The following is a 24,243-nucleotide window of genomic DNA, read 5'->3' on the forward strand; positions in this document are numbered from 1 at the left end:
AGCGGTTACTATTTTTATTTCTTTCGCTTGCTGAAGTCGATCAAACGCTTACGTTTTTTGATCTGCCGGTCGCTGAGCGGGTTTTTTCGGCCTTGAAACGGATTTTCCGGCGATTTGAATACCAAGCGCACCGGCGTTCCTTTCAATTGCAGTTGGTCGCGGAAATAGTTCATCAAATAGCGTTTGTAGGCGCCGGGCAGGGCATCGGTCTGTACGCCGTGAATCACTACCACCGGTGGATTGCGCCCGCCTTGGTGGGCGTATTTCAATTTGATTCGACGGCCGCCGACCAGCGGCGGTTGATGCGCCGCCAGCGCGTCGGTCAGGATTCGGGTCAATAACGGCGTCGACATATCGACCATCGCCGAGTCGTACAGGCTGTGCACGACATCGAACAATTTGCCGACGCCGCTGCCGTGCAAGGCCGAAATCGGATGCTTTTCGGCAAAGTCCAGAAACGACAGCTTCATTTCGATTTGCTTTTTGACGAACTCGCGGTGCTCGGCGTTAAGGCCATCCCATTTATTCAGTCCGATAATCAATGCGCGGCCAGCTTCCAATACCAACCCCAGAATATGCGCATCCTGGTCGGTAACGCCTTCGCGGGCGTCGATCAAATAGATCACGACATGGGCTTTTTCGATCGCTTGCAGTGATTTAATGATGCTGAACTTTTCCACGGTCAACGCCACTCGGGAGCGGCGGCGCATGCCGGCGGTGTCGATCAGCGTGAATTTCTTGCCGTCGCGTTCGAATGGGATGTAAATGCTATCGCGAGTGGTGCCGGCTTCGTCGAACACCACGACGCGTTCTTCGCCGAGTAAACGGTTGACCAGCGTCGATTTGCCGACGTTGGGCCGGCCGACGATGGCGATGGCGATGCCGGGATCTTCTTCCTGAATCTCGTCAGCTTGGGGCGGCAACAACTCGTCGATCCGGCCCAACAATTCGTGCACGTTGCGGCCGTGGCTGGCGGCAATCGGTACCGGTTCGCCGAGCGCCAGGCTGTAAAAATCGTGGGTGACCGTATTGCTGTCGATACCGTCGATTTTGTTGACGACCAATACCACCGGTTTGCCGAGCTTGCGCAGCATATCGGCGATAGCTTCGTCGGAGGCATTGATGCCGTCGCGGGCGTCGACCATGAAGAACACGACGTCGGCTTCCTGCAATGCAATTTCGACCTGCTTCTTGGCGAAGGCGTCGATACCTTCCTGGTCGTCGGTGATACCGCCGGTGTCGACTACCAGGCAATCGCGCTCGCCGCGTTTGACCCGGCCGTATTGGCGGTCCCGGGTCAAGCCCGGATAATCGGCCACCAGCGCCTCGCGGCTACGGGTCAGGTAATTGAACAGGGTGGATTTGCCGACGTTGGGTCGGCCTACTAGAGCAATAACGGGTAACATCGAATTATCGGGCCTTTAACGCAGCGAGGGTGCCGTCTTTGGCATATATGTAAACAGTGTCGTCCACGACTACCGGTTTGGCCTCAATCGCCGCTTTGCTGACTTGGGTTCGCGCCAATTGGCGCCCGTCTGTCACCGACAGCCAATGGACGTAGCCTTCGAAATCGCCGACCACGACATAACTTTGGTAAGCCGCCGGTGCGGTAAGGTGACGGTTATGCAGATCCTTTTGTTTCCACAACGAAGCGCCGCTGCGTTGGTCTAGCTGCCAAACGTCGCCTTGGGTATCGCTGACATAAATGTATCGGTAATCCAGGCTGAGTCCGGTATAGGACGATACGGCTTCATTGCGCCACAATACGTCGCCGTCGATTTCGGAAACCGAGGAAGCGCCGCCGGTAAAACTGGCGACATAGATTGCACCGCGGCTGGCGGCCGGATCGGCGTCGAGATCGACCAATCGTTCGACTTCGGAGCGGCCGCTGGGAATCGCAATGGTGGCTTCCCAGACCGCTTTGCCGTCTGTGAGTTGTAAGGCTTGTAGTTTGCCGTTAGCAGCGCCGGCAATGACGTTGCCGTCAATGATAAGCGGCGTACCGGCTCCGCGAATGCTCAAAGCGGGAACGCTGTGTTCGGAAGTCCAAAGCAATCCGCCGTCGCTTTCGCGCAAAGCCATGATTTTACCGTCGGTGGTACGGATAATCACCGTGCCGCGGCTGACTACCGGAGTGGCTTGGACTTCGCTGGGCACGTCGGTTTTCCAGCGCTGTTCGCCGCTGGCTCGGTCGAAGCCGATGACTTCGCCGGTGTTGGTGCCCATCACCACAGTATTCACGCCCAAGCCGGGCCCTGCGGAGAAACTGTATTCGGTATCGGTTTCCCAGGCCAGATTGCCGCTGGCGGCGTTTCGCGCCTGCAGATGGCCTTTATAATCGGCGGCGTAAACCGTACCGTCGGCCACAGCAGGGATCAACTTCAGATACTTTTCGTCGGCGCCGGTACCCACCGATTCCTTCCAGACCGTTTCCAGTTGCAGTTCCGGGGTGTATTCCTGCAGTGCGGCCGGCGGATCGGCGTTATCGTCGTCGCCCATTACATAGTCCGTTATCCCGGAGATGAAATCCCGACCGGCATCCAGGCCGGCGCATCCGCCCAATACCAGCGGGCCGGCGAGCAGGGTGGCGATGGTCAGGTATCTGGCTTTCCTTATTTGCATGGCCTAAACGAAACCGTGTTCAACAGCGTTAATTGGCGGCAGTCGGCGCAACCGCAGGCGCGGCGACGTCGTCCAATTTGAATTGAGTCAGCGGCGTGGCTTGGCCGGTTCTGATCGCACTTTGGTAAGCGCTACGCGCTTCGTCGATACGGTCCAATGCGACGTACAGATCGCCCTGCAATTCGTCGTAGCTGGCCGAGAAGCCTTCGGCTTTGGCCGGGTCGACTTCGGCGATCAGTTGCAGTCCTTGCTCGTATTGGCCGGTGGCCAGCATCAGCTGGATCAAACGCAGGCGGGCTACGTGTTTCAGCGGTTCGCTGTCCGCGGTCTGGATTGCCTGTTTCAGAACGGCTTTAGCGCCTTCGAGATCGCCTTTCTGCACTTTGACTTTGGCCAGTTGCAGGTGGGCGTAATTGGCGTAGGCAGTGGAAGCAAACTCGGTCGGCAGGCGTTCTGCCAGTTTTTCAGTTGATTCGCTATTGTCCTTGGCGGCGCTTTCCAGCATCTGCTGGTACATTTGCGACGCCTGACTGCGCTGGCTGGTCTGATGGTTTTGCCACATATTCCAGCCGGCGACCAATACCAGCGCCGTGACCACGCCGGCGATGAGTGATGTTTGGTTGGCCTCCCACCATTTTTTCAACTGCTCCAGTTGTTCTTCTTCAGTATCGTAAATTGCCACGGTGCTTTCTCTTATCTTTCCAGGTTACAGGGATTTGGGTTGATGCCAGTCCCGCAGAGCTTGCAGGAGTTGGTTATGGTCGAGCGTGCGTTGTTCCTGATCGGCGCGCAAGGGTTTCAACGCCACTTCGCCGCGGGCGGCCTCGTCGTCGCCAATGACGATGGCGTACTCCGCTCCGGATTTGTCGGCTTTTTTGAATTGACTTTTAAAGCTGCCGCCGCCGCAATTGACTTGTAACTTCAAATGCGGCAACTGATCGCGGATGGATTCCGCCAGGCGCATGCCGGCGGCTTCGGCCTCACCGCCGACCCGGATCATGTAGACGTCGACGCTGGCTTCCACCGGAACCGTTTCCAGCAACTCCAATAGGGCCAGTATGCGTTCCATACCCATCGCAAAACCGATCGCGTGGTTGGCTTTGCCGCCCAATTGCTCGATCAATCCGTCGTAGCGGCCGCCGGCGCAGATGGTGCCTTGCGAGCCGAGCCGTTCGGTGACCCATTCGAAAACGGTTTTGCCGTAATAATCCAGGCCGCGCACCAGTCGGGTATTGATGGTGTAGGCGATACCCAAGTCGTCCAGCGTTGCTTTCAGGCTGTCGAAATGGGCCAGGCTTTCCGCACCCAAATGTTCCAGTAATACCGGCGCTTGTTGCAGCATCGACTGCATTTCCGGATTCTTGCTGTCCAGGATGCGCAGTGGGTTGGTCTCCAGCCGGCGCAGGCTGTCTTCGTCCAGCAGGCTTAAATGTTGTTTGAAATATTCGACTAGTGTGCCGCGGTAAGCCAATCGCTCCTCGCTGGTGCCCAACGAGTTGATTTGCAACTCCACCATGTCGCGAATACCCAGGCGTTTCCACAAACGGTCGGTCAACAATACCATTTCGGCATCGATATCCGGGCCCGGCATGCCGTAAGTCTCGACACCCAATTGGTAAAACTGGCGGTAGCGGCCTTTTTGCGGGCGCTCGTGGCGGAACATCGGGCCGTAATACCACAAGCGGTGGCTTTGATTGTGCAACAGGCCGTGTTCGAGGCAGGCGCGCAGACAGCCAGCGGTGCCTTCCGGGCGTAATGTCAACGAATCGCCGTTACGGTCTTCGAAGGTATACATTTCCTTTTCGACGATGTCGGTGACTTCGCCGATCGAGCGTTTGAATAATTCGGTTTTTTCGACGATGGGCAGACGAATTTCCTGGTAGCCGTATCCGGCCAATACCTGGCGAGCCTGGCCTTCGAGCCATTGCCAGTAAGGCGATTGCTCGGGAAGAATGTCGTGCATGCCGCGGATGGCCTGAATGGCCTGTTGTTGTTTTGCCATGGGTTTACTGCGGGACTATTTGCTGATCGCGGTTTTAACTTGTTGTGCTTCTTTGGAAGCGGGGAACGAGCCGAGTAGTTGCTCGCGGTATTCTTCGGCCAGCTTGCCGTTGCCGAGCGCGCGTTCGGTTTGGAATGCTAGCCAGAGGCTTTCCGGTGTGTGCTTGGCGACGCCCAAATAGCGTTCCATGAAGGCTCTAGCCGACATGAACTGCTGGTTCTGGTAGCTGATACGCTGCATTTCCAACAATGCCGGCGCATAGTCCGGCTGGGTTTGTAACGCTTGACGGAAACAGGTTTCGGCTTGACGAAAGTCGTTCTGTTTGACATGACATAAACCCAAATTGGTCAATGCAAACCAGGGCCGGTTGTTCATCGGCGATTCCAAAGAGTTGTTCAGTAACTCGAATCCCTGGTCGTATTTGCCCCGGTCACACAAAAAGCGTCCGTAATTGCTTTTGATGCTGAAACTTTCCGGATCCTTGCGCATTGCGTTACGGTAACTGTCGTCGGCTGCGTCGTAGTCCTTGATGCGTTCGTAAAATACTGCCAGCGTGTTATGGATTTCAGCATTGCTTGAGTCGAGGCGGACTGCGGTTTCCAGCTTTTCTCTGGCTACATCGAGCATGCCCATGTCCAGATAACGGGCACCCATCTGTAAATTCAGCTTGGCCTTGTCGGCGGAGCTCATGGTTTCGCGGCTGGTCGGCAGCAGGCCGCAACCGCCGGCTACCATCAGCCAGAGGACTGCACCCGCCAGAGACTTAACTGACATGCGCGGCTTCCTGGGCTTGCAGTTTCAGATGGCGGCGGCTCTTGTCTTGCACTTGTCCCACCAGCTGGCCGCAGGCCGCATCGATATCCTCGCCCCGGGTTTTGCGGATCGTGGTGACGATGCCGGCGTTGTGCAGAATATCGCGAAACTTCAAAATTGTGCTTTGTGCCGAGCAGCGATAATGGGATTGCGGAAACGGATTGAACGGAATCAGGTTTAATTTGGACGGTACGTCTTTCAGCAATTTGACCAGTGTATGCGCATCGGCTTCGCTGTCGTTGATGCCGTCCAGCATGACGTATTCGAACGTGATGTGTTTGCGCGGCCCGGTCTTGGCGTAGGCTCGGCAGGCTTCCATCAGTTCTTTCAGCGGGTATTTGACGTTGATCGGCACCAACTGGTCGCGCAATGCGTCATTCGGCGCGTGCAGGGAAACCGCCATGCTGACGTCGCATACCGCATTCAAACGTTGCATTGCCGGCACGATACCGGAGGTGCTGATCGTTACCCGGCGTTTGGACAGTCCGTAGCAGAAATCGTCCATCATCAGATTCATCGCTGCCACGACGTTGTCGAAATTCAATAGTGGCTCGCCCATGCCCATCATCACCACGTTGGTGATACGGCGTTCCGGCCCGAGGCGTTGTTGTGCCAAATAAAGCTGACCGATGATTTCGGCGGTCGACAGATTGCGATTGAAACCTTGTTTGGCGGTGGAGCAGAAGGTGCACGCCAGTGCGCAACCGACTTGCGACGAGATGCACAACGTGGCTCGGCGTTCTTCCGGAATGTACACGGTTTCGACCCGGTTGCCGCACTGCATTTGCATCGCCCATTTGCAGGTGCCGTCGCTAGCCAATTGTTCGGCGACGATCTGCGGCGCTTTGATTTGGCAGTGCTCGCTGAGGTAAGCGCGCAAGGGCTTGCTCAGGTTGGTCATTTCATCGAAATTGGAGATGCCTTCCTGATAAATCCATTTCAACACCTGGGTGGCGCGAAACGGCTTTTCGCCGAGTCCGACAAAAAAGGCCTGCAGGCCCTTTCTGTCGAAATCGAGCAAATTGATCGGATCCGGTTTAGCGGATACGGTCGCAGAGTTCATTGGCGGAGAAGAAGTAAGCGATTTCTCTTGCTGCTGATTCCGGCGCATCGGAGCCATGTACTGCGTTTTCGTCGATGCTGACCGCGAAGTCGGCGCGGATGGTGCCTGGCGCGGCTTCTTTCGGGTTGGTGGCACCCATCAGCTCGCGGTTTTTCAACACGGCGTTTTCGCCTTCCAGCACTTGCACGATTACCGGGCCGGAGGTCATAAAGCTGACCAGGTCTTTGAAGAAACCGCGTTCCTTATGTTCGGCGTAGAAGCCTTCGGCTTGTTCTTGGCTCAGTTGCAGCATTTTGGATGCAACGATGCGCAGACCGTTTTTTTCGAAACGGCTGACAATTTCCCCAATCACGTTTTTAGCGACCGCATCAGGCTTGATGATTGAGAAAGTACGTTCGATTGCCATTGTTTAACTCCCGTAGGCTAATGTTAAGAAAATATTTTCGTATTATATCGCGTCCGGCAGGGGTTGAATAACGCCCTGCCGAATAATGCGGCCAGGACTGCTCTCGGCAGTCCGAGCTCTATATCTGTGGATCGCTTAGATGGATACTCTGCCGTCGCGGCGGTCGCCGCCATAAAACCAGTTGACCAACATGCGGGTGCCGGTCACGGCGGTGAATACCGAAGTGGCGATGCCTATCATCAGCACCAGCGCAAAACCTTTCACCGGACCGGTGCCGAAACCGAACAGCAGCACCGCAACAATAAAATGGGTAACGTTGGAGTCGAGAATTGTGGCGAAAGCTTTTTCGTAACCGGTAAAGATACTGGCTTGCAGGCTCAAACCGTTACGCAGTTCTTCCCGAATCCGTTCGTTGATCAAGACGTTGGCGTCGACCGCCATACCGACTGTCAACACGATGCCGGCCATGCCGGGCAAGGTCAGCGTCGCTTGCAGCACCGACATGATCGCGATCAGCAACACCACGTTGAAAAGCAATGCGAAATTGGCGATCAAACCGAATGCGCGGTAGTAACCGATCATGAAAAATACCACCAGGAGGAAGCCGGCGGTGATCGACATCATGCCCTGGTCGATGTTTTCCTGACCCAGACTCGGACCGACCGTGCGTTCTTCGACGATTTCGACCGGAGCCGCCAGTGCGCCGGCTCTAAGCAACAGTGCCAGCGTGCGGGCTTCTTCCGGGCTGTCGAGGCCGGTGGTCTGGAAACGCTTGCTGAAGCTGTCGCGGATGGTGGCAACGCTGATGACTTTCTCGACTTTTTCCTTGTGCTGGACTTTTTCGCCGTTAACCACTCGGGTTTCGGATTTGTACTCGATAAACACCACGGCCATCGGCTTGCCGATATTTTCCTGGGTCATCTTGCCCATTTTCTTGGCGCCGGCGCCGTCCAAGGTAATGAACACTGCGGCCTGGCCGTCCTGATCCAGACCCGACGAAGCGTCGGTGATCTGGTCGCCGGTGACGATGACGGCTCGTTTCAACAACACCGGATTGCCGTTTTTATCTTTATATAGGCGGCTGCCGGCCGGTTCGTGTCCGCTCAAAGCCGATTGCACGTCGTGTTCGACGTCGACTAAACGGTATTCCAGGGTCGCCGTAGTGCCCAGCAACTCTTTGGCGCGGGTGGTGTCTTGTACGCCCGGCAATTGAACGACGATACGGCTGTCGCCCTGTTGCTGAATGATCGGTTCGGCTACGCCCAATTCGTTAACCCGGTTACGCAGCGTGGTGATGTTTTGGCCCAGGGCGGATTTTTTGATCTCGCGCAGGTCGCGTTCCGGAATGGAGAGAGTGAATTCGTTCGGCCCGCTTTCCACCAATGCCAGATTGCGGAAATCCTTGTTCAACACTGCAGCCGCTGCAACCCGCGATTCTTCGTTCGGAAGCATGACTTTGATGCCTTGATCTTCTTTAGTCACCGACTGGTAACGAACTTTGGCGTCGCGGAACGCGGTACGGATGTCGTTGGTGTAACGTTCTTCCGCCTGCTTCAAGGCGCTGTCCATGTCCACTTCCAACAGGAAATGCACGCCGCCGCGCAAGTCCAGGCCCAGATGCATCGGATTCGCACCCAGTGCGCGCAGCCAGTCCGGCGTAGCGGGGGCCAGATTCAACGCCACGGTGGCTTTGTCCGCCAATTGCTCGCGCAACAGATCGGCGGCTTTCATTTGCTCGTCGGTGTTGTTAAACCGGGCCAGGATTTTGCCGTTCTCGAATTCGAACGCTTTCAGCGTGAAACCCGCGTTTTTAATCGTTGCGGCAACATCGTCGGCCTGGTTCTGCTGCAACGGTGCCGAAGTGGAGGACGCCAGTTGCACTGCCGGGTCGTTACCGTAGATATTGGGTAACGCGTAAATCGTACCGATCAGCAAGATGATCAGCACCAGAGTGTTTTTCCAGACAGGGAAATGATTTTGCATGGTTATTCCGTTAAAGCAGTAACAGCCGGACTGTTGCGGGTAAGAGCGGGAAGTAAACGGGTTGCGGCGGTCGGGTTTAGGATTTTTTGTTGTTCAAGGTTTTGTAAGTGCCTTTGGGCATCATGCTGGCAATGGCGTGGCGTTGCACTTGGATGAAACTATTGTCGGAGACTTCCAGTTTGACGAAGTTATCGTCCAATTCCGCAACTTTGCCAAGAATACCGCCGCTGGTGACCACCTCGGCGCCTTTGGTCAGTGCCGCCAGCATTTGTTTCTGCTCTTTATTGCGTTTGGCTTGGGGGCGTATGAACAGAAAATAGAAAAATATCAAAATGCCCAGCGGAAACAGCATGCCCTCGAAACCCGGTTGTTGCATGGCAGGTGCAGTCTGAGCCATTGCGTCGGAAATCAAAAAACTCATATTTATCCTCGTGTTGTTGTCGTTGTTTTAATGGTCCGGCTCGGCGGACAAGCGGCCATTATGCCACATTAGGCGGGCTAAACCCATGCCGGCAGGCAATTGCGAACCTTGCGGCTTATTTCAAAACGCGGCCGATAGCTTCACCGAGCTTAACGGCGCGGCCGGCCTGTAACTCGCCGTTCCAAGCGGTAACGTCTTTGCCGAATAAGACGATGATGGTCGATCCCATATTGAAGCGGCCCATTTCGGCGCCTTTGTCGATCATCGGCGGCTTGTCCGGATATTGCCAAGTCCGCGGCGCGCTGATCGACGGCGGGGTGACCACGCCATGCCAGACCGTCTCGACGCTGGATACGAAAATTGCTCCGACCAGTACCAACGCCATCGGTCCGGCCTCGGTTTCGAACAAGCAGGCTACGCGCTCGTTGCGGGCGAACAAATTGGGTACGGTCTCCACCGTGGCGTTGTTGACGCTGAACAGGCGGCCCGGTATGTGTACCATTTCCGTTAGCGTTCCGCTCAAAGGCATGTGCAGTCGATGGTAGTCCTTGGGCGACAAATAAATCGTCGCGAAGCTGCCGTGTTCGAAAGCGGCTGCGCGCTCCGCGTCGCCGCCGAGCAATTCCAAGGCAGAATATTCGTGACCTTTGGCCTGGAAAATACGGCCATCCTGAATTGTGCCGACTTGGCTAATTACGCCGTCGGCCGGGCAGGCGATTGCATCTGCCGCGGCCGCGATCGGCCGGATGCCGTCTTTCAATTCGCGGGTGAAAAATTCGTTGAAGTTGGCGTAGTGGTCAAGATTGGGATATTTGGCCTCTTCCAGGTTGACGCCGTATGCCCGGCTGATGGCTTGAATGAACAGATTTTTCCAGGTTTTGTTGCGGCAGTGGGTCAATTTGGCCATCCAGCCTGAAAGCAAGTGATGGGGGAGGGCGTATTGAGGCAGGACGGTGCAAATCTGTTTTAAGCTCATGGTTCGGGATCGGGTAATTTGCCGCTGAGAAAGTAAGCGAAAGCAATGACTTCGGCAACGGCGACGTAAAGTTGTTGGGGGATTTCTTCGCCCAGCGGAATCTGCGCCAATATCCGCGCCAATTCCGGTTGGTTTTGCAACGGGACGCCGTGCTTTTCGGCGATGGCCAAGATTTGCTGAGCGGTAATGCCTTCGCCTTTGGCGGTGACTCTGGGCGCGTTTTTGCCGTCGTACTTGAGGGCGACGGCAATGTCGGCGTTGTAAAAGGTTCTGCCGCTCACGAGGCCTCAGGCTAAGGCAATGCTACCGGCGCCGGCGCTTGCCAATTCGGGTTGCGATGTTCGGCGACTACCGTGGTGTAAATGCCGCCGCGCACGTTGAACTCGGCGCGCAGGCGCATGAAGTTGGGCGAAATCGCTGCGACGATGTGGTCGAGAATTTCGTTGGTGACGGCCTCATGAAACGCACCGCGTTCGCGAAAGGTCCACATGTAAAGTTTCAGGGATTTCAACTCCACACAGAGTCGATCCGGCACGTATTCTATCGTCAGTTTGGCGAAATCCGGCTGGCCGGTCATCGGGCACAGGCAGGTGAATTCCGGAATGTCGATCCGGATCGTGAAATCTCGGGCCGGACGCGGGTTTTCGAAAGTGGTCAAATCTGAGCTGGGTCGGGTGGTCATCGTGTCTTTTACTCGGGTAATGAAAATTTGCCGCGCACAATCTGCCGCAAAGGCGAAATTTTACCAGTTAAGAAGGCGGACTAATAACCTTTTCGTCAGTACTTAACTCAGGGGCGCTGAACACCGTTTTATGTATGCCGTGGCAATCGCTACTGTTTCTTGAAAACTCCGAAACAAAATAGTCAGCAAAGTCCTGGGCTTGAGTTAGAATCTAAAGTCTGGCAGCCAGAAGCTCTGTTTTGGTCGATATTTATTCAGTTACGTGGAGGCGATTATGGAAATTAATCCCAGTCATTCCCAGCAAAACGTTGCATTGAACCAGGTGGCGGCTTCGCGCAGAACGGTAGCCGATGAACTCGCCGAGCGGCGCAAAACAAGCGAACCGAACGTGCCGCCGCAAAAAAATCAAGCGGTATCCGGCGATACGCTGGTGCTGTCGGAGGAGTCTTTAAAACGGTCGCAGGCCTCATTTGCCCAGATTCCTGAGAGCGAACGTCCGCAAATCGCCAGTCGAGATCAGGCCCAGCAAGCGCTAGGAGACTTGATTTCGGGGATCAGCCGCGAACCTGGGCAAGTCTTAGCCGCCCACGGTAATACCTCCGCCGACCGCGTGCGCACATTGTTGAATTGATCTTCGTATCCGGAAGCAACCGGCTAGCGAAAAGCCGGTTGCTTCGTCCTTGCCGCGCTGGCATCAATCGCCGGTCCGGGCCGATATTGGCCGAGCTACTCGCCCAAGTCTAACAACGAAATATCCGAGAAATTGGCCACCCTGTTGCGTCCGGCTTGCTTGGCGCGATACAAGGCTGTGTCGGCAGCCTGCAACAACGCGGAAAAATTCAAGCCGATGTTGTCCGAACCGGCAATCCCGATGCTGATGGTGCTGGTTATGGTTTGTCCTTGCCACTGCGTCGGTTGGGTGGCGTGGCTTTGCCGCAGTCTTTCCGCTAGACAGTGGGCTTCCTTTTCGTTGGTGCAGGGCAGGATCAGGCAGAACTCCTCGCCGCCGTAGCGCGCCAGATAATCCTCGCCACGAATCTGGCGCTTGGCGTTTTCTATCAATTGTCTCAAGACTTGATCGCCGGCTTGGTGGCCGTGAGCATCGTTAATGTTTTTAAAATAGTCGACATCCAGCATCAAAACGGCCAAGGCTTCTTTGCGCCGCGCGCTTCGCGCTAGCAGGCGTTGGCATTCCAGATCCAGGCTGCGCCGGTTCCAGGCGCCGGTCAGGGCGTCAATCGCGGCCAGGTTTTCCAGTTCGGCCGCCATCCGGTAGTTCACCATTAGGACAAAGCCGAAGCTGAGAAACAACTGGATGACGCTGCCGGCAAAAAACATGACCGGATTAAGCGGCATTGGATTGAACAGGCCGTAATCTGCTGCCGGGGAGGAAAATATCGACACCGCCCTGGCGACATAAACCAAACCCAGCGCCGCGAAAGAGGCACCCGTCAACCAATGCGCGGTTCTCTGATAGGAAGCGAGCGGAATCAGCAACGAGCGAGCACAGGCGAAATTGATCCCGGCGAAAATCAGGGAATTGGCGCTGGCGCGTAATTGGGTATTGGGTTCGAACAAGGTAAACCAAGCGCTGACGCCGATCACCGATGCTACTGCCGCGAATAGCAAACCGCATCGGCAGGACCGGTTTTTGAAGGCTTGAATTCCGAGAAATTGCAAGGCCGAGCCGATGACCAGAAACGATGCGCCGGCAACGATGTTCCAGCCCGGTTGCGGAGTCAGTGCCGGATAAGCAAGGCCGGCGCCGAAACTGATGAACAGGCTGGCCATTGACCAGTGCCTCAAGCCCCTTATGCCGCGAGCATGCAGACTGGCGACCAATAGCAGGATGGAGAGTAAAAAGCTGAGCACGGCAATCATCACCATCATCGTGCGCAGGTCGAGGTTCATCAAAGCAATCCGTTAGTGGCCGGTTAACAATGCTTCGGCCGTGAAACTGGGCGGCCGGAGGACTGCTAAAATTTTCGCACGTGAAGCGATAAAACCCATAGCGCGATTCGATTGCAATGCTGATGCAACACTTCGGGCGGTAAAATCCATTCCAATCGTCGCCCCATTTCGGGGATAATGCGGGGTTTTGTAGCCGGTCTTGCACGCGCCAACCAGTCATGAAACTGGAGAAAATCAAACTTTCTGGATTCAAATCCTTCGTCGATCCCACCACGATTCCGATCAACGGCAATCTGACCGCGATCGTCGGGCCTAACGGTTGCGGCAAGTCTAATATCATCGACGCGGTGCGCTGGGTCATGGGCGAGAGTTCGGCCAAGCACTTGCGCGGCGGCAATATGGCCGACGTCATTTTCAACGGTTCGTCCGGCCGCAAGCCGGTCAGCGTGGCTGCGGTGGAACTGGTATTCGACAATAGCGAAGGCAAGGCCGGCGGCGAATATGCCAAATATGCGACGATTTCGATCAAGCGCCAAGTCAGCCGCGACGGCCAGTCGTTGTTCATGCTCAACGGCTCCAAATGCCGGCGCAAAGACATCACCGATTTGTTTTTGGGCACCGGTCTGGGCTCGCGCAGTTACGCGATCATCGAGCAGGGCACGATCTCGCGGATGGTGGAAGCCAAGCCGGAAGATTTGCGCGTGCACATCGAAGAGGCTGCCGGTGTCTCCAAATATAAGGAACGCCGTTCGGAAACCGAAACCCGCATGCGTCACACCCGGGAAAATCTGGAGCGTTTGAACGATCTTCGCGACGAGGTGGAAAAGCAGATCAAAAACCTGGCTCGGCAAGCGGAAAAGGCCGAGAAATACACCGAATTGAAAAAACAGGAACGCCAGTTCAAACAGGAATTGCTGGCGATGCGCTGGCGCAGTTTTCAGCGTTCCGCGCAACAACTCGAAGCCAAGTTGCAAAGCGTGGCTGAAGAACACAATCGTTTGTTTGTGTTGTTGCGCGATACCGAGAAGGCGATGGAGCTGAAGCGGAGCGAACAAAAAGCTCAGCAGCAGCATCTGGACTCGACCCAAGCTGAATACACCACGCTGGTGGCCGAAGTCAGCCGTCTCGAGCAAACCATCAAACACAATCAGAAAAGCCACGAAGAAACCTTGGTCGAGATCGAGCGCTTGAAGCAGCAAGCGGAGCAAGCGCAGGTCGAATGCGAGCAGGATAGGCAACAACTCGAGGAGATCCGGCAGACACTATTGGAAGCCGAAGAAACCATGCTAGTTGCCAAGGAACGTGAAGAGGATTTGCTGGGTATCCAACAGGACGCACATCTGCAAAAACAGCAATGGCAACAGCAGTGGGAGGCTTTTCTGGCCGAAAACGCCGGTTACCGGGAGCAAGTCGAAGTGCAGCGGACCAAGCTGGTTCAGTTGGAAAACCAGAGTCGGCAATTGCAGGCAAGGCTCGATAAATTGCACAGCGAACGCCACGGTTTGACCGATACCCGGTTGCAGCTGGAATTGGAAACGCTGGACAGCAGCATCGAGCTGATCGAGACTGAGCGCCAGCAGCTGCAGCAGGATTTGGATGCTGTCCTGCAACGTATCGGCGAGTTGCGGCCGGAAATCAAGCAGATTCAGGAACAGTTGCACGCCGACCGCGCCGAATTGCAAAAGGTCAATGGCAAGATCAGTTCGCTGGAATTGTTGCAGCAACATGCGATGGGTAAGGATAAGAAAGAACTCGGCGTCTGGCTGGAGCAAATGGGCTTGGAACAGCAACCGCGGCTGGCGGAATTCGTCGAAGCCGACGAAGGCTGGGAAACGGCGGCCGAAACCGTGTTAGGCAGTTATCTGGAAGCAATCTGTATCGACAGCGCCGACGCGATTTTGGCCGAGCTGCAAGAGCTGAACAAGCAGTCGCTGATCGTGTTCGAAACTCACCCGGCTGCCGCGCCCGCATCGGTGGTGGCTGACACCTTGGCCGGCAAGGTCCGCAGCCGTTGGCGTCTGGACAGTTTTTTGAGCGGAATCTATTGCGCGGACTCGATGCGGCAGGCGCGGCAACTGCCGCTACAGGCGCACGAGTCGGTGGTGCTGCCGGACGGCACCTGGCTGGGCCGCGACTGGATCAAGGTCAGCCGCGGCAGCGATAGCAAGGCCGGCGTGTTGCACCGGGAAAAAGAATTGCGCGAGTTGAAATTGCGGCAAGCCGAATTGCAAATGGCGATTGCCGAACAAGAACAGCAATTGGAACATTGCGAACACGACTTGAAGGCCGCGGAAGGCCATCGCGAGCAATATCAGCAGAAAGAAAAATTGTTGAGTGCCGAGTTTTCGGCAAAAAGCGCCGAATACAGCGCCCAGGCCGCGCGTTTCGAACAACAAAAGCGTCGTCTGGAACAGTTGGACCATGAAGTCGAGGAGATCGGCCAGCATTTAGCCGAGGTGGTCGAGAGCATCTCGGAAGCGGAATTGGCCAAACAGGACGCTGAACAAGCTTTGGGCGATTTGGGCGACCGTAAGACCGAGTTGGAGCGACTCAGTCAGGAATTGCAGGCTCGGCAGCAGAACACCGACGCTTCGGTCGATGAAGCTCGCCGGCATTTGCATCGTTTGCATGCCCAGATCGAATCCTTGAAATCCTCGGAAATCCTGACTGCCAAACAGATCGAGCGCCTGCAAGTGCAGCATCAGCAAGCGGCCGACCGGATCGTCGAGTTGGAAAACAAATTGCACTATGCGCTGGCGCCGTTGGACGAGGAGCGTATGCAGTTGGAAGAGTTGTTGGAAAAAAAACAACAATTCGAGGATGGCCTGCGCGCCGAACGCCAAGTGCAACAGGCTAGCGAACAATCCGTCAGCCAGTTGGCCGAACAATATTCGCAAACCCAGCGTGCGTTGGAGAAGCAAAAGGAAGCGCTGGATCAAATTCGTTTCGAGCAGCAGGACAGTAAGGTCAGGCAGCAAACCGTGGCTGAACAATTGGCTGAAGTGGATGCCGATCCGGAGGTGATACTGGCCAACTTGCGCGAGAGCGCCAGCGAGAGTCAATGGAAGCGCGAGGTCGACGATCTGGCCGAACAGATCGAACGTTTGGGTTCGATCAACTTGACGGCGATCGAGGAATACAAAACCCAGTCGGAGCGGATGAAGTTCCTGAACGAGCAGCATGACGATCTGGTCGACGCACTGAATACCTTGGACCAGGCGATCAGCAAGATCGACCGCGAGAGCCGGCAGCGTTTCAAGGAAACCTTCGACAAGATCAACAACGGTCTCAAAGAAAAATTTCCGCGCTTGTTCGGCGGCGGTCAGGCCTATCTGGAATTGACCGAAGACGATTTGCTGGAAGCCGGCGTCAACATTATTGCCCGGCCGCCCGGAAAGCGGAACAGTTCCATCCATTTGTTGTCCGGCGGCGAAAAAGCGCTGACCGCGGTGGCTTTGGTTTTCTCCATTTTCGAGCTGAATCCGGCGCCGTTCTGCTTGCTGGATGAAGTCGACGCGCCGCTCGACGATGCCAATGTCGTGCGGTTTTCGAAGATGGTGGAAGACATGTCGGCAACCGTCCAATTTTTGTACATTTCACACAACAAAGTCACAATGGAAATTGCAAAACATCTGGCAGGTGTTACCATGAGGGAGCCCGGGGTATCCCGAATGGTGGCGGTGGATATTGATGAAGCGGTAAGCATGGCGGAAAACTGATGGATAAAGAATTATTAAGAGTCGTGATTATTTTGATCGGCGTGCTGGTGATGATCGGCATGGTGTTGTGGCATTTCGTCAAATCGTTGCGTTATAAACGCGCCGCCGACGATTACTACGACGAAGACTCTTACGACGACAGAACTGTGGACGAATTTGCCGTTGAGGACGAGGAAGACGGCCTCGGCGTGTTTGCTTTGGGAGACGACTTGGTTGATGGAGATGCGTTGTTAGATGACAAAGCTATCAAGCCGTCGCCGAAAGCCGCGGTTGCCGCGCGGCGGGAACCGGAAAAAGCGGTTGCTGTTCCCGCGCCCGCTGCCAGCCGCACCCATTTGCCGATTCTGATCGAATTCAGCATCGTCGCTCGCGCCGATCAGGGGTTCAACGGCGAAGACTTGTTCGACGCCTTCGAACGGGTCGGTTTGCGTTACGGTAGCGTCAGAGTGTTCGAGCGAGTGGACGCGAATCGGATGGTGGATTTTGCGGTGGCCAGCATGGTCGATCCCGGTACCTTTCCCGACACCGGGTTGGACGATTTCTATTGTCCCGGCATTGTCTTTTTTATGCAGCCGCGCGAAGTCGACAATCCGTTGGCCGTATTCGACGATTTCATGGAAACCATCGATACCCTGGCCGACGCCCTCGACGGCGTGGTTTGGGATAATCAACGGCAACCGCTGACCGCCGAAACCGTTGCCCAATTCCGGGAAATATTGGCTACTGCCTGAACCCGCCATCCGGCGGCAGGGCAGCCGCCGTAAGTTATTGCAACCCAACGTATTATCAAGAAGCTAAGTGGATCAAAAACATATCAGAAATTTCTCCATCATCGCCCATATCGACCACGGGAAATCGACATTGGCGGACCGGTTCATTCAAATTTGCGGCGGACTCAGCGACCGGGAGATGGAGGCTCAAGTACTGGATTCTATGGATCTGGAGCGGGAACGCGGCATTACCATCAAAGCGCAGAGCGTTACGCTGGATTACAAGGCCGGCGACGGCGAAACCTACCAACTGAATTTCATCGATACTCCGGGCCATGTCGATTTTTCCTACGAAGTGTCGCGTTCCTTGGCTGCCTGCGAAGGTGCCTTGCTGGTCGTCGATGCCGCTCAAGGTGTAGAGGCGCAGAGTGTCGCCAACTGCTACACCGCGATTGAGCAGGGACTCGAAGTGGTGCCGGTATTGAACAAGATCGATCTGCCCTCGGCCGAGCCGGAGCGGGTGATGGCCGAGATCGAAGACGTCATCGGCATTCCGGCCGACGACGCCTGTCAGATCAGCGCCAAGACCGGCCTGAATGTAGAGTCGGTGCTGGAACAACTGATCCAAAAAATTCCGCCGCCAAGCGGTAACGAAGCCGGGCCGCTGCAGGCCTTAATCATCGATTCCTGGTTCGACAACTACCTTGGTGTGGTGTCGTTGGTACGCATTGTCAACGGTTCGTTGAGGCGTAAACAAAAGATCACCGTGATGTCGACCGGCAAGTCTTATCCCGTCGACAAACTGGGCGTGTTCACGCCCAAGCAGTTGGAAAAGCCAGAGCTGGCAACGGGTGAGGTGGGTTTTATCGTCGCCGGTATCAAGGACATTTTCGGTGCCCCGGTCGGCGATACCATTACCGCGACCGACAATCCGGCCGGCGAAGTCTTGCCCGGTTTCGAAAAGGTGCAGCCGCGGGTATTTGCCGGCCTGTATCCGGTCAGTTCCGACGATTTCGGCGCCATGCGCGAGGCTTTGGACAAATTACGGCTGAACGATTCGGCATTGAATTACGAAGCCGAAACGTCGCAGGCGCTGGGATTCGGCTTTCGTTGCGGCTTTCTCGGCATGTTGCACATGGAAATCGTGCAGGAAAGGCTGGAGCGCGAATACAACATTGACCTGATTACGACCGCGCCGACCGTGGTCTATGAAGTCGAGACCCACAACGGCGAAGTGATGATGGTCGATAACCCGGCGAAGTTGCCGGATCCCGGCACCATCGAAGAGGTTCGCGAGCCCATCATTTTGGCTAACATTTTGGTACCGCAGACCTACTTGGGCAGCGTGATCAATCTATGCGTCGAAAAGCGCGGCAACCAAAAGAACATGCAGTATGTCGGCGGTCAGGTTTCGTTGAATTACGAGTTGCCGATGAGCGAAGTGGTATTGGATTTCTTCGATCGCTTGAAGTCGGTCAGCCGCGGTTACGCTTCGTTCGATTACGAATTTCTCCGCTTCGAGCCGGCGCCGTTGGTGAAACTGGACGTTTTGATCAACAGCGACAAAGTCGACGCGTTGTCGATTATCGTCCACCGCGACCAGGCGCAAAATCGCGGCCGCGATTTGGTCGAAAAAATGAAGGATTTGATTCCGCGCCAAATGTACGAAGTCGCGATCCAAGCCGCGATCGGTTCCAAAATCATCGCCCGCTCCACGGTCAAGGCCATGCGTAAGAACGTGACGGCCAAATGTTACGGCGGCGATATCACGCGGAAGAAAAAACTGCTGGAAAAGCAGAAAGCCGGTAAGAAACGGATGAAGCAGGTCGGTAGTATCGAGATTCCGCAGGAGGCGTTTCTGGCGGTGTTGCAAGTCAATAAAGAGTAACGGCAATAGTTTATGGATTACGATTTTTCATTTTTTTTGGTCGCCGCCACGTTTGTCACCGGTATCGTCTGGGGTGGCTACAGCCTGTATTTGAAGCGCGCCGGTTTGCCGTATCCAACCGAAAAGGAACCGGTGTTGGTCGAATACGCCCGTTCGTTTTTTCCGGTGGTCTTGATCGTGCTATTGCTGCGTTCGTTTTTGGTCGAGCCGTTCCGGATTCCGTCCGGGTCGATGATGCCGACGCTGCTGGTCGGCGATTTCATCCTGGTCAACAAATTCAGTTACGGTATCCGCTTGCCGGTATTGAATACCAAAGTCGTTGAAATGGGTGAGCCGAAACGCGGCGACATCGTCGTATTCCGTTACCCGAAGCAACCGGAAGTCGATTACATCAAACGGGTGATCGGTTTGCCCGGCGATAGAATCGCCTATTTCGACAAGAAACTTTACGTAAACGGTACTCCGATTAAACAAGTTTCGTTAGGACGCTACCAGGGTGTCGGTCAAGGCGCCAATATGACCGGTGCCGAGCGCTTGGAAGAAGATTTGACCGGCGTGCAACATTCCATCCTGGTGGCGCCTGGAGCTTCCACGGTTGAAGACGTCTTTGTGGTACCGCCCGGACAGTACTTCATGATGGGCGACAACCGCGACAATAGTAACGACAGCCGTTACTGGGGCTATGTACCCGAAGCCAATCTGGTCGGTAAAGCGTTCTTTATCTGGATGAATTGGGATTGGCAAAATAACGGCATCGATTTCGGCCGTCTGGGGACAGTACTGCAGTAATCCGGGCTTACCGGACGGTTTAGCGGTGTGCATTGATGCCAGATATGCGCCCGTTGTTTAAGCTTTTAGGAGGACGCGATGCGCTCTTTACCCCGAAAACAGCAAGGCCTGACCTTTTTGTCGATAGCCTTCATTTTGGCATTGATCGGTTTCTTTACGCTGTTGATACTGAAGATTGCGCCGATTTATATCAATCACAGCCGTGTGGTCAATGCGATCAAGGCGATCGAAAACACGACCGATATCGTCACCAAGTCTAAATCCGAGATCAAGACCAGTCTGGATAAACGGTTCGATATGAACTATGTCGAACATGTCAAGCCCGAAGACGTGACGATCGTGGCGCAACCGGGTTACGTCCGGGTCGAAATCGACTACGAGCGGGTGGAGCACATCATGGGTAATCTGAGTGTACTGGTCGAATTCCACGAAGGATTCGAAGCCGGCAACAAGTGATTAAGAAACCCGAACTTCTCTCGGCAAAACTCGGATTGACCTTCAACGATCCGCAGTTGTTCAGCATGGCGCTGACCCACCGTAGCGTCGGTGCCCGCAATAACGAACGGTTGGAATATCTGGGTGATTCGGTACTCGGCTTCGTCATTGCCGAGCAATTGTACGAGTTGTTTCCCGACGCCGGCGAAGGCGTGCTGAGCCGTTTGCGGGCTAGTCTGGTCAATCAAAGTTCGCTGGCCGAATTGGCCAGACAGCATAATCTCGGCGACTATCTGATCCTGGGGTCCGGCGAGTTGAAGAGCGGCGGATTTCGCCGCGATTCGATTTTGTCGGATGCGCTGGAAGCCATCATGGGCGCGTTGCTTCGAGACCAGGGCATCGACACTTGCCGGCAATGGATACTGCGCCTGTTTGCCGATAAGTTCGCAGATTTGAAAGTCGACGATTGGAACAAGGATCCGAAAACCCGGCTGCAAGAGTTGATGCAGGCCGGCCGCAAGCCCTTGCCGGTTTACGAATTGATCGGCATGTCCGGCGCCGACCATGCCCAGACTTTCGAAGTCAAATGTAGCGTCGTGGTCACTTCCGAGACCTGCAACGGTGTCGGAATCTCCCGCAAAAAGGCCGAGCAGGCCGCGGCGGAAAATATGTTGAACCTTTTGCAAACCAAGGCTAAATGAACTGCGGATATGTCGCTCTGATCGGTAGGCCCAACGTCGGCAAGTCGACGTTGATGAACCACTTGCTGGGGCAAAAGCTCAGCATCACATCCCGCAAGCCGCAAACCACCCGGCATCGGATTCTCGGCATCAAAACCACCGAGGCCGGTCAGGCGATTTTCATGGATACGCCGGGCATGCATCAGGACGAAAAAAAAGTCTTGAACCGTTACCTGAACAAAACCGCCGACAGCACCCTGCTGGGCGTCGACGTCGTGGTCTGGTTATTGGACGGCTTGTATTGGCACGAATACGACGAGAAAATTTTCAAGAAGTTGGAGCGGGCTGGTTTGCCGGTGATTCTGGTGGTCAACAAAGTCGATAAGCTCAAGGACAAGGATGCCGTATTGCAGTTTTTCGCCGAGGCCCAGACCAAGTATCCGTTCCAACACATTCTGCCGGTGTCGGCCTTACGGAACACCAATCTGGATGTTCTGGAGCAGCAAATCATGGCCTTATTGCCCGAGGCCGAGCCGATTTACCCGGAGGACCAAATCACCGACCGGCCGGAGCGGTTTTTTGCCGCGGAAATCATTCGCGAGAAATTGACCCGGCGTCTGGGTGACGAGCTGCCTTACGCATTGACTGTCGAAATCGAGCGCTACGAAGAATACCCGGAATTATGCAAAATTTACGCGGCGATTTTAGTTGAGCGCGACAGCCAGAAAAGCATCGTCATCGGTAAACAGGGCGAGATGCTGAAAAAGGTCGGTAGCGAGGCTCGAGTCGATATCGAAAAATTGATCGGCCAAAAAGTCTATCTGCAGTTATGGGTCAAGGTGAAAAAAGGCTGGTCGGATAACGAGCGGGCCTTGCAGAGTTTGGGTTTTACCGACTTCGGTGAGTGATGGATGGTGGTGCGGTTCATTTGCAGCCGGCGTTCGTGTTGCAACATCGGCCGTATCGGGAAACCAGCCTGTTGTTAGACGTATTCACCCGCGATTTCGGCTTGGTCCCGATATTGGCCAAAGGGGTCAGAAAACCGAAGTCTAAGACGGCCGGCCTGCTGCTGCCGTTTTCGGCATTGAAGCTGTCTTATGTCGGCAAAAACGAACTGAAAGTCCTGGCCGATGCCGAATATGTCGACAGTTATCCGTTGCAGAGCTTGGCTTTGTACTGCGGATTTTATGTCAACGAATTGGTCGGTATCTTCGTGCAGAAAGCCGATCCCCAACCGGGAGTTTTCGCGCTTTACCGGCGATGTCTGCGCGAATTGTCCGATGCTCGGAATATCGAGCAAACTTTGCGCTATTTCGAGCTGGATTTGTTGCGAGAGGCCGGCTATGCCGCCGATTTGGCTTACGATGTCAGCGGCGAACCGATTGTCGCCGGCCGGCGCTACAATTTTGTTGCCGATTACGGCATGGAACAGGCCGGCGGCGGCGTGGCCGGCGGCGACACGCTGGCGATGTTAGCCGGCAGGGCGGCATTGCCGGCTGAGGCGTTGGTCGAAGCCAAAGCCCTGCTCAGGAAAATGTTGGATGTCCACTTGCAAGGGCGGCAGCTGAGTAGTCGCGCAGTGCTGGCCAAAATAATCAAACATTTATAACCGAATGGTTTTCGCGGATTTTTTCCTCGGATTTAAGAGTACATGACAAAACAAACTATATTGCTGGGCGTCAACATCGATCATGTCGCGACACTGCGGCAAGCCAGAGGCACCCGTTACCCTGAACCGGTGCAGGCAGCGTTGTTGGCGGAGCAAGCCGGTGCCGACGGCATCACCGCACATTTGCGGGAGGATAGACGGCATATTCAGGACCGGGATATCCGGCTGTTGCAGGAGATGTTACATACCCGCTTGAATCTGGAAATGGCGGTGACCGAGCCGATGCTGGCGATCGCCTGTGAACTGCGGCCGCAGGCTTGCTGTTTGGTGCCAGAGCGTCGCGAGGAATTGACGACCGAGGGTGGCTTGGACGTGGCCGGCGCTGCCGACAGAATGAAACAAGCCTGCCTACAGTTGGCCGAGGCCGGCATCGAAGTCTCGTTGTTCATCGATCCTGATTTTCGCCAAATCGACGCGGCGCTGGCTGCCGGGGCTCCGGTAGTCGAATTACATACCGGCCGCTATGCCGATGCCGAAACCTGCGAGGAGCGTGAAAGGGAATTACAGCGGATTCGCGACGCAGCGGCATACGCCCATGCCGCCGGCCTGCAGGTCAATGCCGGACATGGTTTAAATCTGCACAACGTCGAAGCGATTTGCCGGATCGATTCTATCGTCGAATTGAATATCGGCCACGCCTTGATCGCCCAGGCTTTGTTTTGCGGGTTGGAGCAAGCGGTAAGGGATATGAAGCGGGTGATGCGAGAGGCGCGTTTGCACGGTTAGAGCTATGCTGGCAGAACTCGAGTTTTACCAATTGACCTCGATCGGTAACCGCGAGGTCAATCAAGATTGTATGGCGCATCGGGTATGTAACGAATATGCGCTGTTTGTGGTGGCTGACGGTTTGGGCGGTCACCATGGCGGGGAAAAAGCGTCGCAATATTTTTGCCGTTGTTTGATTGCGTTGGTGGATAAATATCGCTCACCTATTCAAAGTCGCGGCGCGCCGGCGGTGCAGGATTGGATTGCCGAGGCTGTGGTTGGTATGCGCGAGCTGTTTGCCGGCGACCCGGTCGCGCTAAATGCGCATACGACTTGTGCGATATTGTATCTGGACGCTGAGCAGGTCATCACCGCACACTGCGGCGATTCGCGCATTTACCGGCTCAACGCCGAGCGGGTGTTGTGGCGGACCAAGGATCATTCGCTGCCGCAGCAATTGTTCGACGAAGGTAAGATCAGCGAATGGGAAATGGGTGTGCATCCAGATCAGCATAAATTGACGCGGAGTATTAACGCCTTATATCCTCCGGTTGTCGATATTGTCAGTTGTCCGCCGGTAAAAAGTGGCGAGACTTTCATTTTATGCAGCGACGGCTTTTGGGAATTTGTCAAAGAGCCCGAATTGTTGCAATTGTCGCAACCGGCCAGCGCTAAACCCGAGTTGCAGAAGATGGCGAAAATGGCCGTGCTGCGGGCTCAGGGCAAAAGCGACAATGTAACGGTGCAATGGGTGCGCAAACGATAATAC

General features: G+C 55.3%; 24 protein-coding genes. 11 read left to right on the top strand and 13 right to left on the bottom strand.

The genetic code is table 11. From position 1 onward, the window contains the following. Positions 1–14 precede the first annotated feature (14 nt). The 12 genes from der to queF all read right to left on the bottom strand — a co-directional run bounded on the left by der (position 15) and on the right by queF (position 10,968). Entirely contained in the window at positions 15–1,406 is a 1,392-nt protein-coding gene (gene der / locus ACH518_RS10950; RefSeq protein ID WP_278212587.1) for a ribosome biogenesis GTPase Der, read from the bottom strand. A 4-nt stretch (positions 1,407–1,410) separates the two neighbouring features. Continuing rightward, on the bottom strand, positions 1,411–2,622 hold the full coding sequence (gene bamB, locus ACH518_RS10955; RefSeq protein ID WP_140912404.1) for an outer membrane protein assembly factor BamB: 1,212 nt from the start codon (positions 2,620–2,622) through the stop codon (positions 1,411–1,413). Between the two features lie 28 nt (positions 2,623–2,650). Then, a complete protein-coding gene (locus tag ACH518_RS10960) occupies positions 2,651–3,304 on the bottom strand; it encodes a YfgM family protein (RefSeq protein ID WP_445372923.1) in 654 nt (217 codons plus the stop codon). A gap of 24 nt (positions 3,305–3,328) precedes the next feature. Then, positions 3,329–4,624 (bottom strand): histidine--tRNA ligase, encoded by a 1,296-nt coding sequence (gene hisS / locus ACH518_RS10965; RefSeq protein WP_445372924.1) that lies wholly within the window; start codon positions 4,622–4,624, stop codon positions 3,329–3,331. A 15-nt stretch (positions 4,625–4,639) separates the two neighbouring features. Next, a complete protein-coding gene (gene pilW, locus ACH518_RS10970; RefSeq protein WP_445372925.1) occupies positions 4,640–5,398 on the bottom strand; it encodes a type IV pilus biogenesis/stability protein PilW in 759 nt (252 codons plus the stop codon). Then, a complete protein-coding gene (rlmN, locus tag ACH518_RS10975; RefSeq protein WP_140912400.1) occupies positions 5,388–6,500 on the bottom strand; it encodes a 23S rRNA (adenine(2503)-C(2))-methyltransferase RlmN in 1,113 nt (370 codons plus the stop codon). Before rlmN ends, pilW begins: the two co-directional genes overlap by 11 nt. Beyond that, complete coding sequence (gene ndk, locus ACH518_RS10980) at positions 6,475–6,906, bottom strand: nucleoside-diphosphate kinase (protein ID WP_140912399.1); 432 nt, start codon at positions 6,904–6,906, stop codon at positions 6,475–6,477. The genes rlmN and ndk overlap by 26 nt, the downstream gene beginning before the upstream one ends. A 135-nt stretch (positions 6,907–7,041) precedes the next feature. Continuing rightward, complete coding sequence (secD, locus tag ACH518_RS10985) at positions 7,042–8,889, bottom strand: protein translocase subunit SecD (RefSeq protein WP_445372926.1); 1,848 nt, start codon at positions 8,887–8,889, stop codon at positions 7,042–7,044. A 76-nt stretch (positions 8,890–8,965) separates the two neighbouring features. After that, positions 8,966–9,310 carry a preprotein translocase subunit YajC gene (yajC, locus tag ACH518_RS10990; protein ID WP_140912397.1) on the bottom strand — a complete coding sequence of 115 codons (345 nt, stop codon included), beginning with the start codon at positions 9,308–9,310 and terminating at the stop codon, positions 8,966–8,968. Positions 9,311–9,425: 115 nt separating this feature from the next. Next, positions 9,426–10,286: an archaetidylserine decarboxylase gene (gene asd, locus ACH518_RS10995; protein WP_445372927.1), complete on the bottom strand. Its 861-nt coding sequence runs from the start codon at positions 10,284–10,286 to the stop codon at positions 9,426–9,428. Then, positions 10,283–10,567, bottom strand: a complete 285-nt coding sequence (locus ACH518_RS11000) for an EscU/YscU/HrcU family type III secretion system export apparatus switch protein (RefSeq protein WP_140912395.1) — start codon at positions 10,565–10,567, stop codon at positions 10,283–10,285. Before ACH518_RS11000 ends, asd begins: the two co-directional genes overlap by 4 nt. Before the next feature lie 11 nt (positions 10,568–10,578). Beyond that, positions 10,579–10,968, bottom strand: a complete 390-nt coding sequence (gene queF, locus ACH518_RS11005) for a preQ(1) synthase (RefSeq protein ID WP_140912394.1) — start codon at positions 10,966–10,968, stop codon at positions 10,579–10,581. A 274-nt stretch (positions 10,969–11,242) separates the two neighbouring features. Here queF and ACH518_RS11010 point away from each other — a divergent pair, with 274 nt between their 5' ends. Then, positions 11,243–11,599, top strand: a complete 357-nt coding sequence (locus ACH518_RS11010; protein ID WP_445372928.1) for a hypothetical protein — start codon at positions 11,243–11,245, stop codon at positions 11,597–11,599. Between the two features lie 95 nt (positions 11,600–11,694). On the opposite strand, the gene ACH518_RS11015 is transcribed toward ACH518_RS11010, so the two are convergent. Then, positions 11,695–12,879 (bottom strand): GGDEF domain-containing protein, encoded by a 1,185-nt coding sequence (locus ACH518_RS11015; RefSeq protein ID WP_445372929.1) that lies wholly within the window; start codon positions 12,877–12,879, stop codon positions 11,695–11,697. A gap of 218 nt (positions 12,880–13,097) precedes the next feature. Here ACH518_RS11015 and smc point away from each other — a divergent pair, with 218 nt between their 5' ends. The 10 genes from smc (at position 13,098) to ACH518_RS11065 (ending at position 24,240) form a co-directional block, all read left to right on the top strand. Next, complete coding sequence (gene smc / locus ACH518_RS11020) at positions 13,098–16,598, top strand: chromosome segregation protein SMC (RefSeq protein WP_445372930.1); 3,501 nt, start codon at positions 13,098–13,100, stop codon at positions 16,596–16,598. Next, complete coding sequence (locus ACH518_RS11025; protein WP_445372931.1) at positions 16,598–17,329, top strand: cell division protein ZipA C-terminal FtsZ-binding domain-containing protein; 732 nt, start codon at positions 16,598–16,600, stop codon at positions 17,327–17,329. Before smc ends, ACH518_RS11025 begins: the two co-directional genes overlap by 1 nt. A gap of 67 nt (positions 17,330–17,396) precedes the next feature. Beyond that, the gene (lepA, locus tag ACH518_RS11030) at positions 17,397–19,196 is read left to right on the top strand and encodes a translation elongation factor 4 (RefSeq protein WP_278212566.1); all 1,800 of its coding nucleotides are present in this window, start codon (positions 17,397–17,399) and stop codon (positions 19,194–19,196) included. Positions 19,197–19,208: 12 nt separating this feature from the next. After that, the gene (lepB, locus tag ACH518_RS11035) at positions 19,209–19,985 is read left to right on the top strand and encodes a signal peptidase I (protein WP_278212564.1); all 777 of its coding nucleotides are present in this window, start codon (positions 19,209–19,211) and stop codon (positions 19,983–19,985) included. A gap of 78 nt (positions 19,986–20,063) precedes the next feature. Beyond that, positions 20,064–20,441 carry a DUF4845 domain-containing protein gene (locus ACH518_RS11040; protein WP_140912387.1) on the top strand — a complete coding sequence of 126 codons (378 nt, stop codon included), beginning with the start codon at positions 20,064–20,066 and terminating at the stop codon, positions 20,439–20,441. Next, positions 20,438–21,121: a ribonuclease III gene (rnc, locus tag ACH518_RS11045; protein ID WP_140912386.1), complete on the top strand. Its 684-nt coding sequence runs from the start codon at positions 20,438–20,440 to the stop codon at positions 21,119–21,121. The genes ACH518_RS11040 and rnc overlap by 4 nt, the downstream gene beginning before the upstream one ends. Further along, entirely contained in the window at positions 21,118–22,008 is an 891-nt protein-coding gene (era, locus tag ACH518_RS11050; RefSeq protein ID WP_445372932.1) for a GTPase Era, read from the top strand. The genes rnc and era overlap by 4 nt, the downstream gene beginning before the upstream one ends. After that, complete coding sequence (recO, locus tag ACH518_RS11055; protein WP_445372933.1) at positions 22,008–22,709, top strand: DNA repair protein RecO; 702 nt, start codon at positions 22,008–22,010, stop codon at positions 22,707–22,709. Before era ends, recO begins: the two co-directional genes overlap by 1 nt. Positions 22,710–22,751: 42 nt before the next feature. Beyond that, on the top strand, positions 22,752–23,495 hold the full coding sequence (gene pdxJ / locus ACH518_RS11060; protein ID WP_140912383.1) for a pyridoxine 5'-phosphate synthase: 744 nt from the start codon (positions 22,752–22,754) through the stop codon (positions 23,493–23,495). A 4-nt stretch (positions 23,496–23,499) separates the two neighbouring features. Continuing rightward, the gene (locus ACH518_RS11065; protein WP_445372934.1) at positions 23,500–24,240 is read left to right on the top strand and encodes a PP2C family protein-serine/threonine phosphatase; all 741 of its coding nucleotides are present in this window, start codon (positions 23,500–23,502) and stop codon (positions 24,238–24,240) included. Positions 24,241–24,243: the final 3 nt, after the last annotated feature.

It is taken from the genome of Methylomonas sp. HW2-6, from assembly GCF_052474525.1.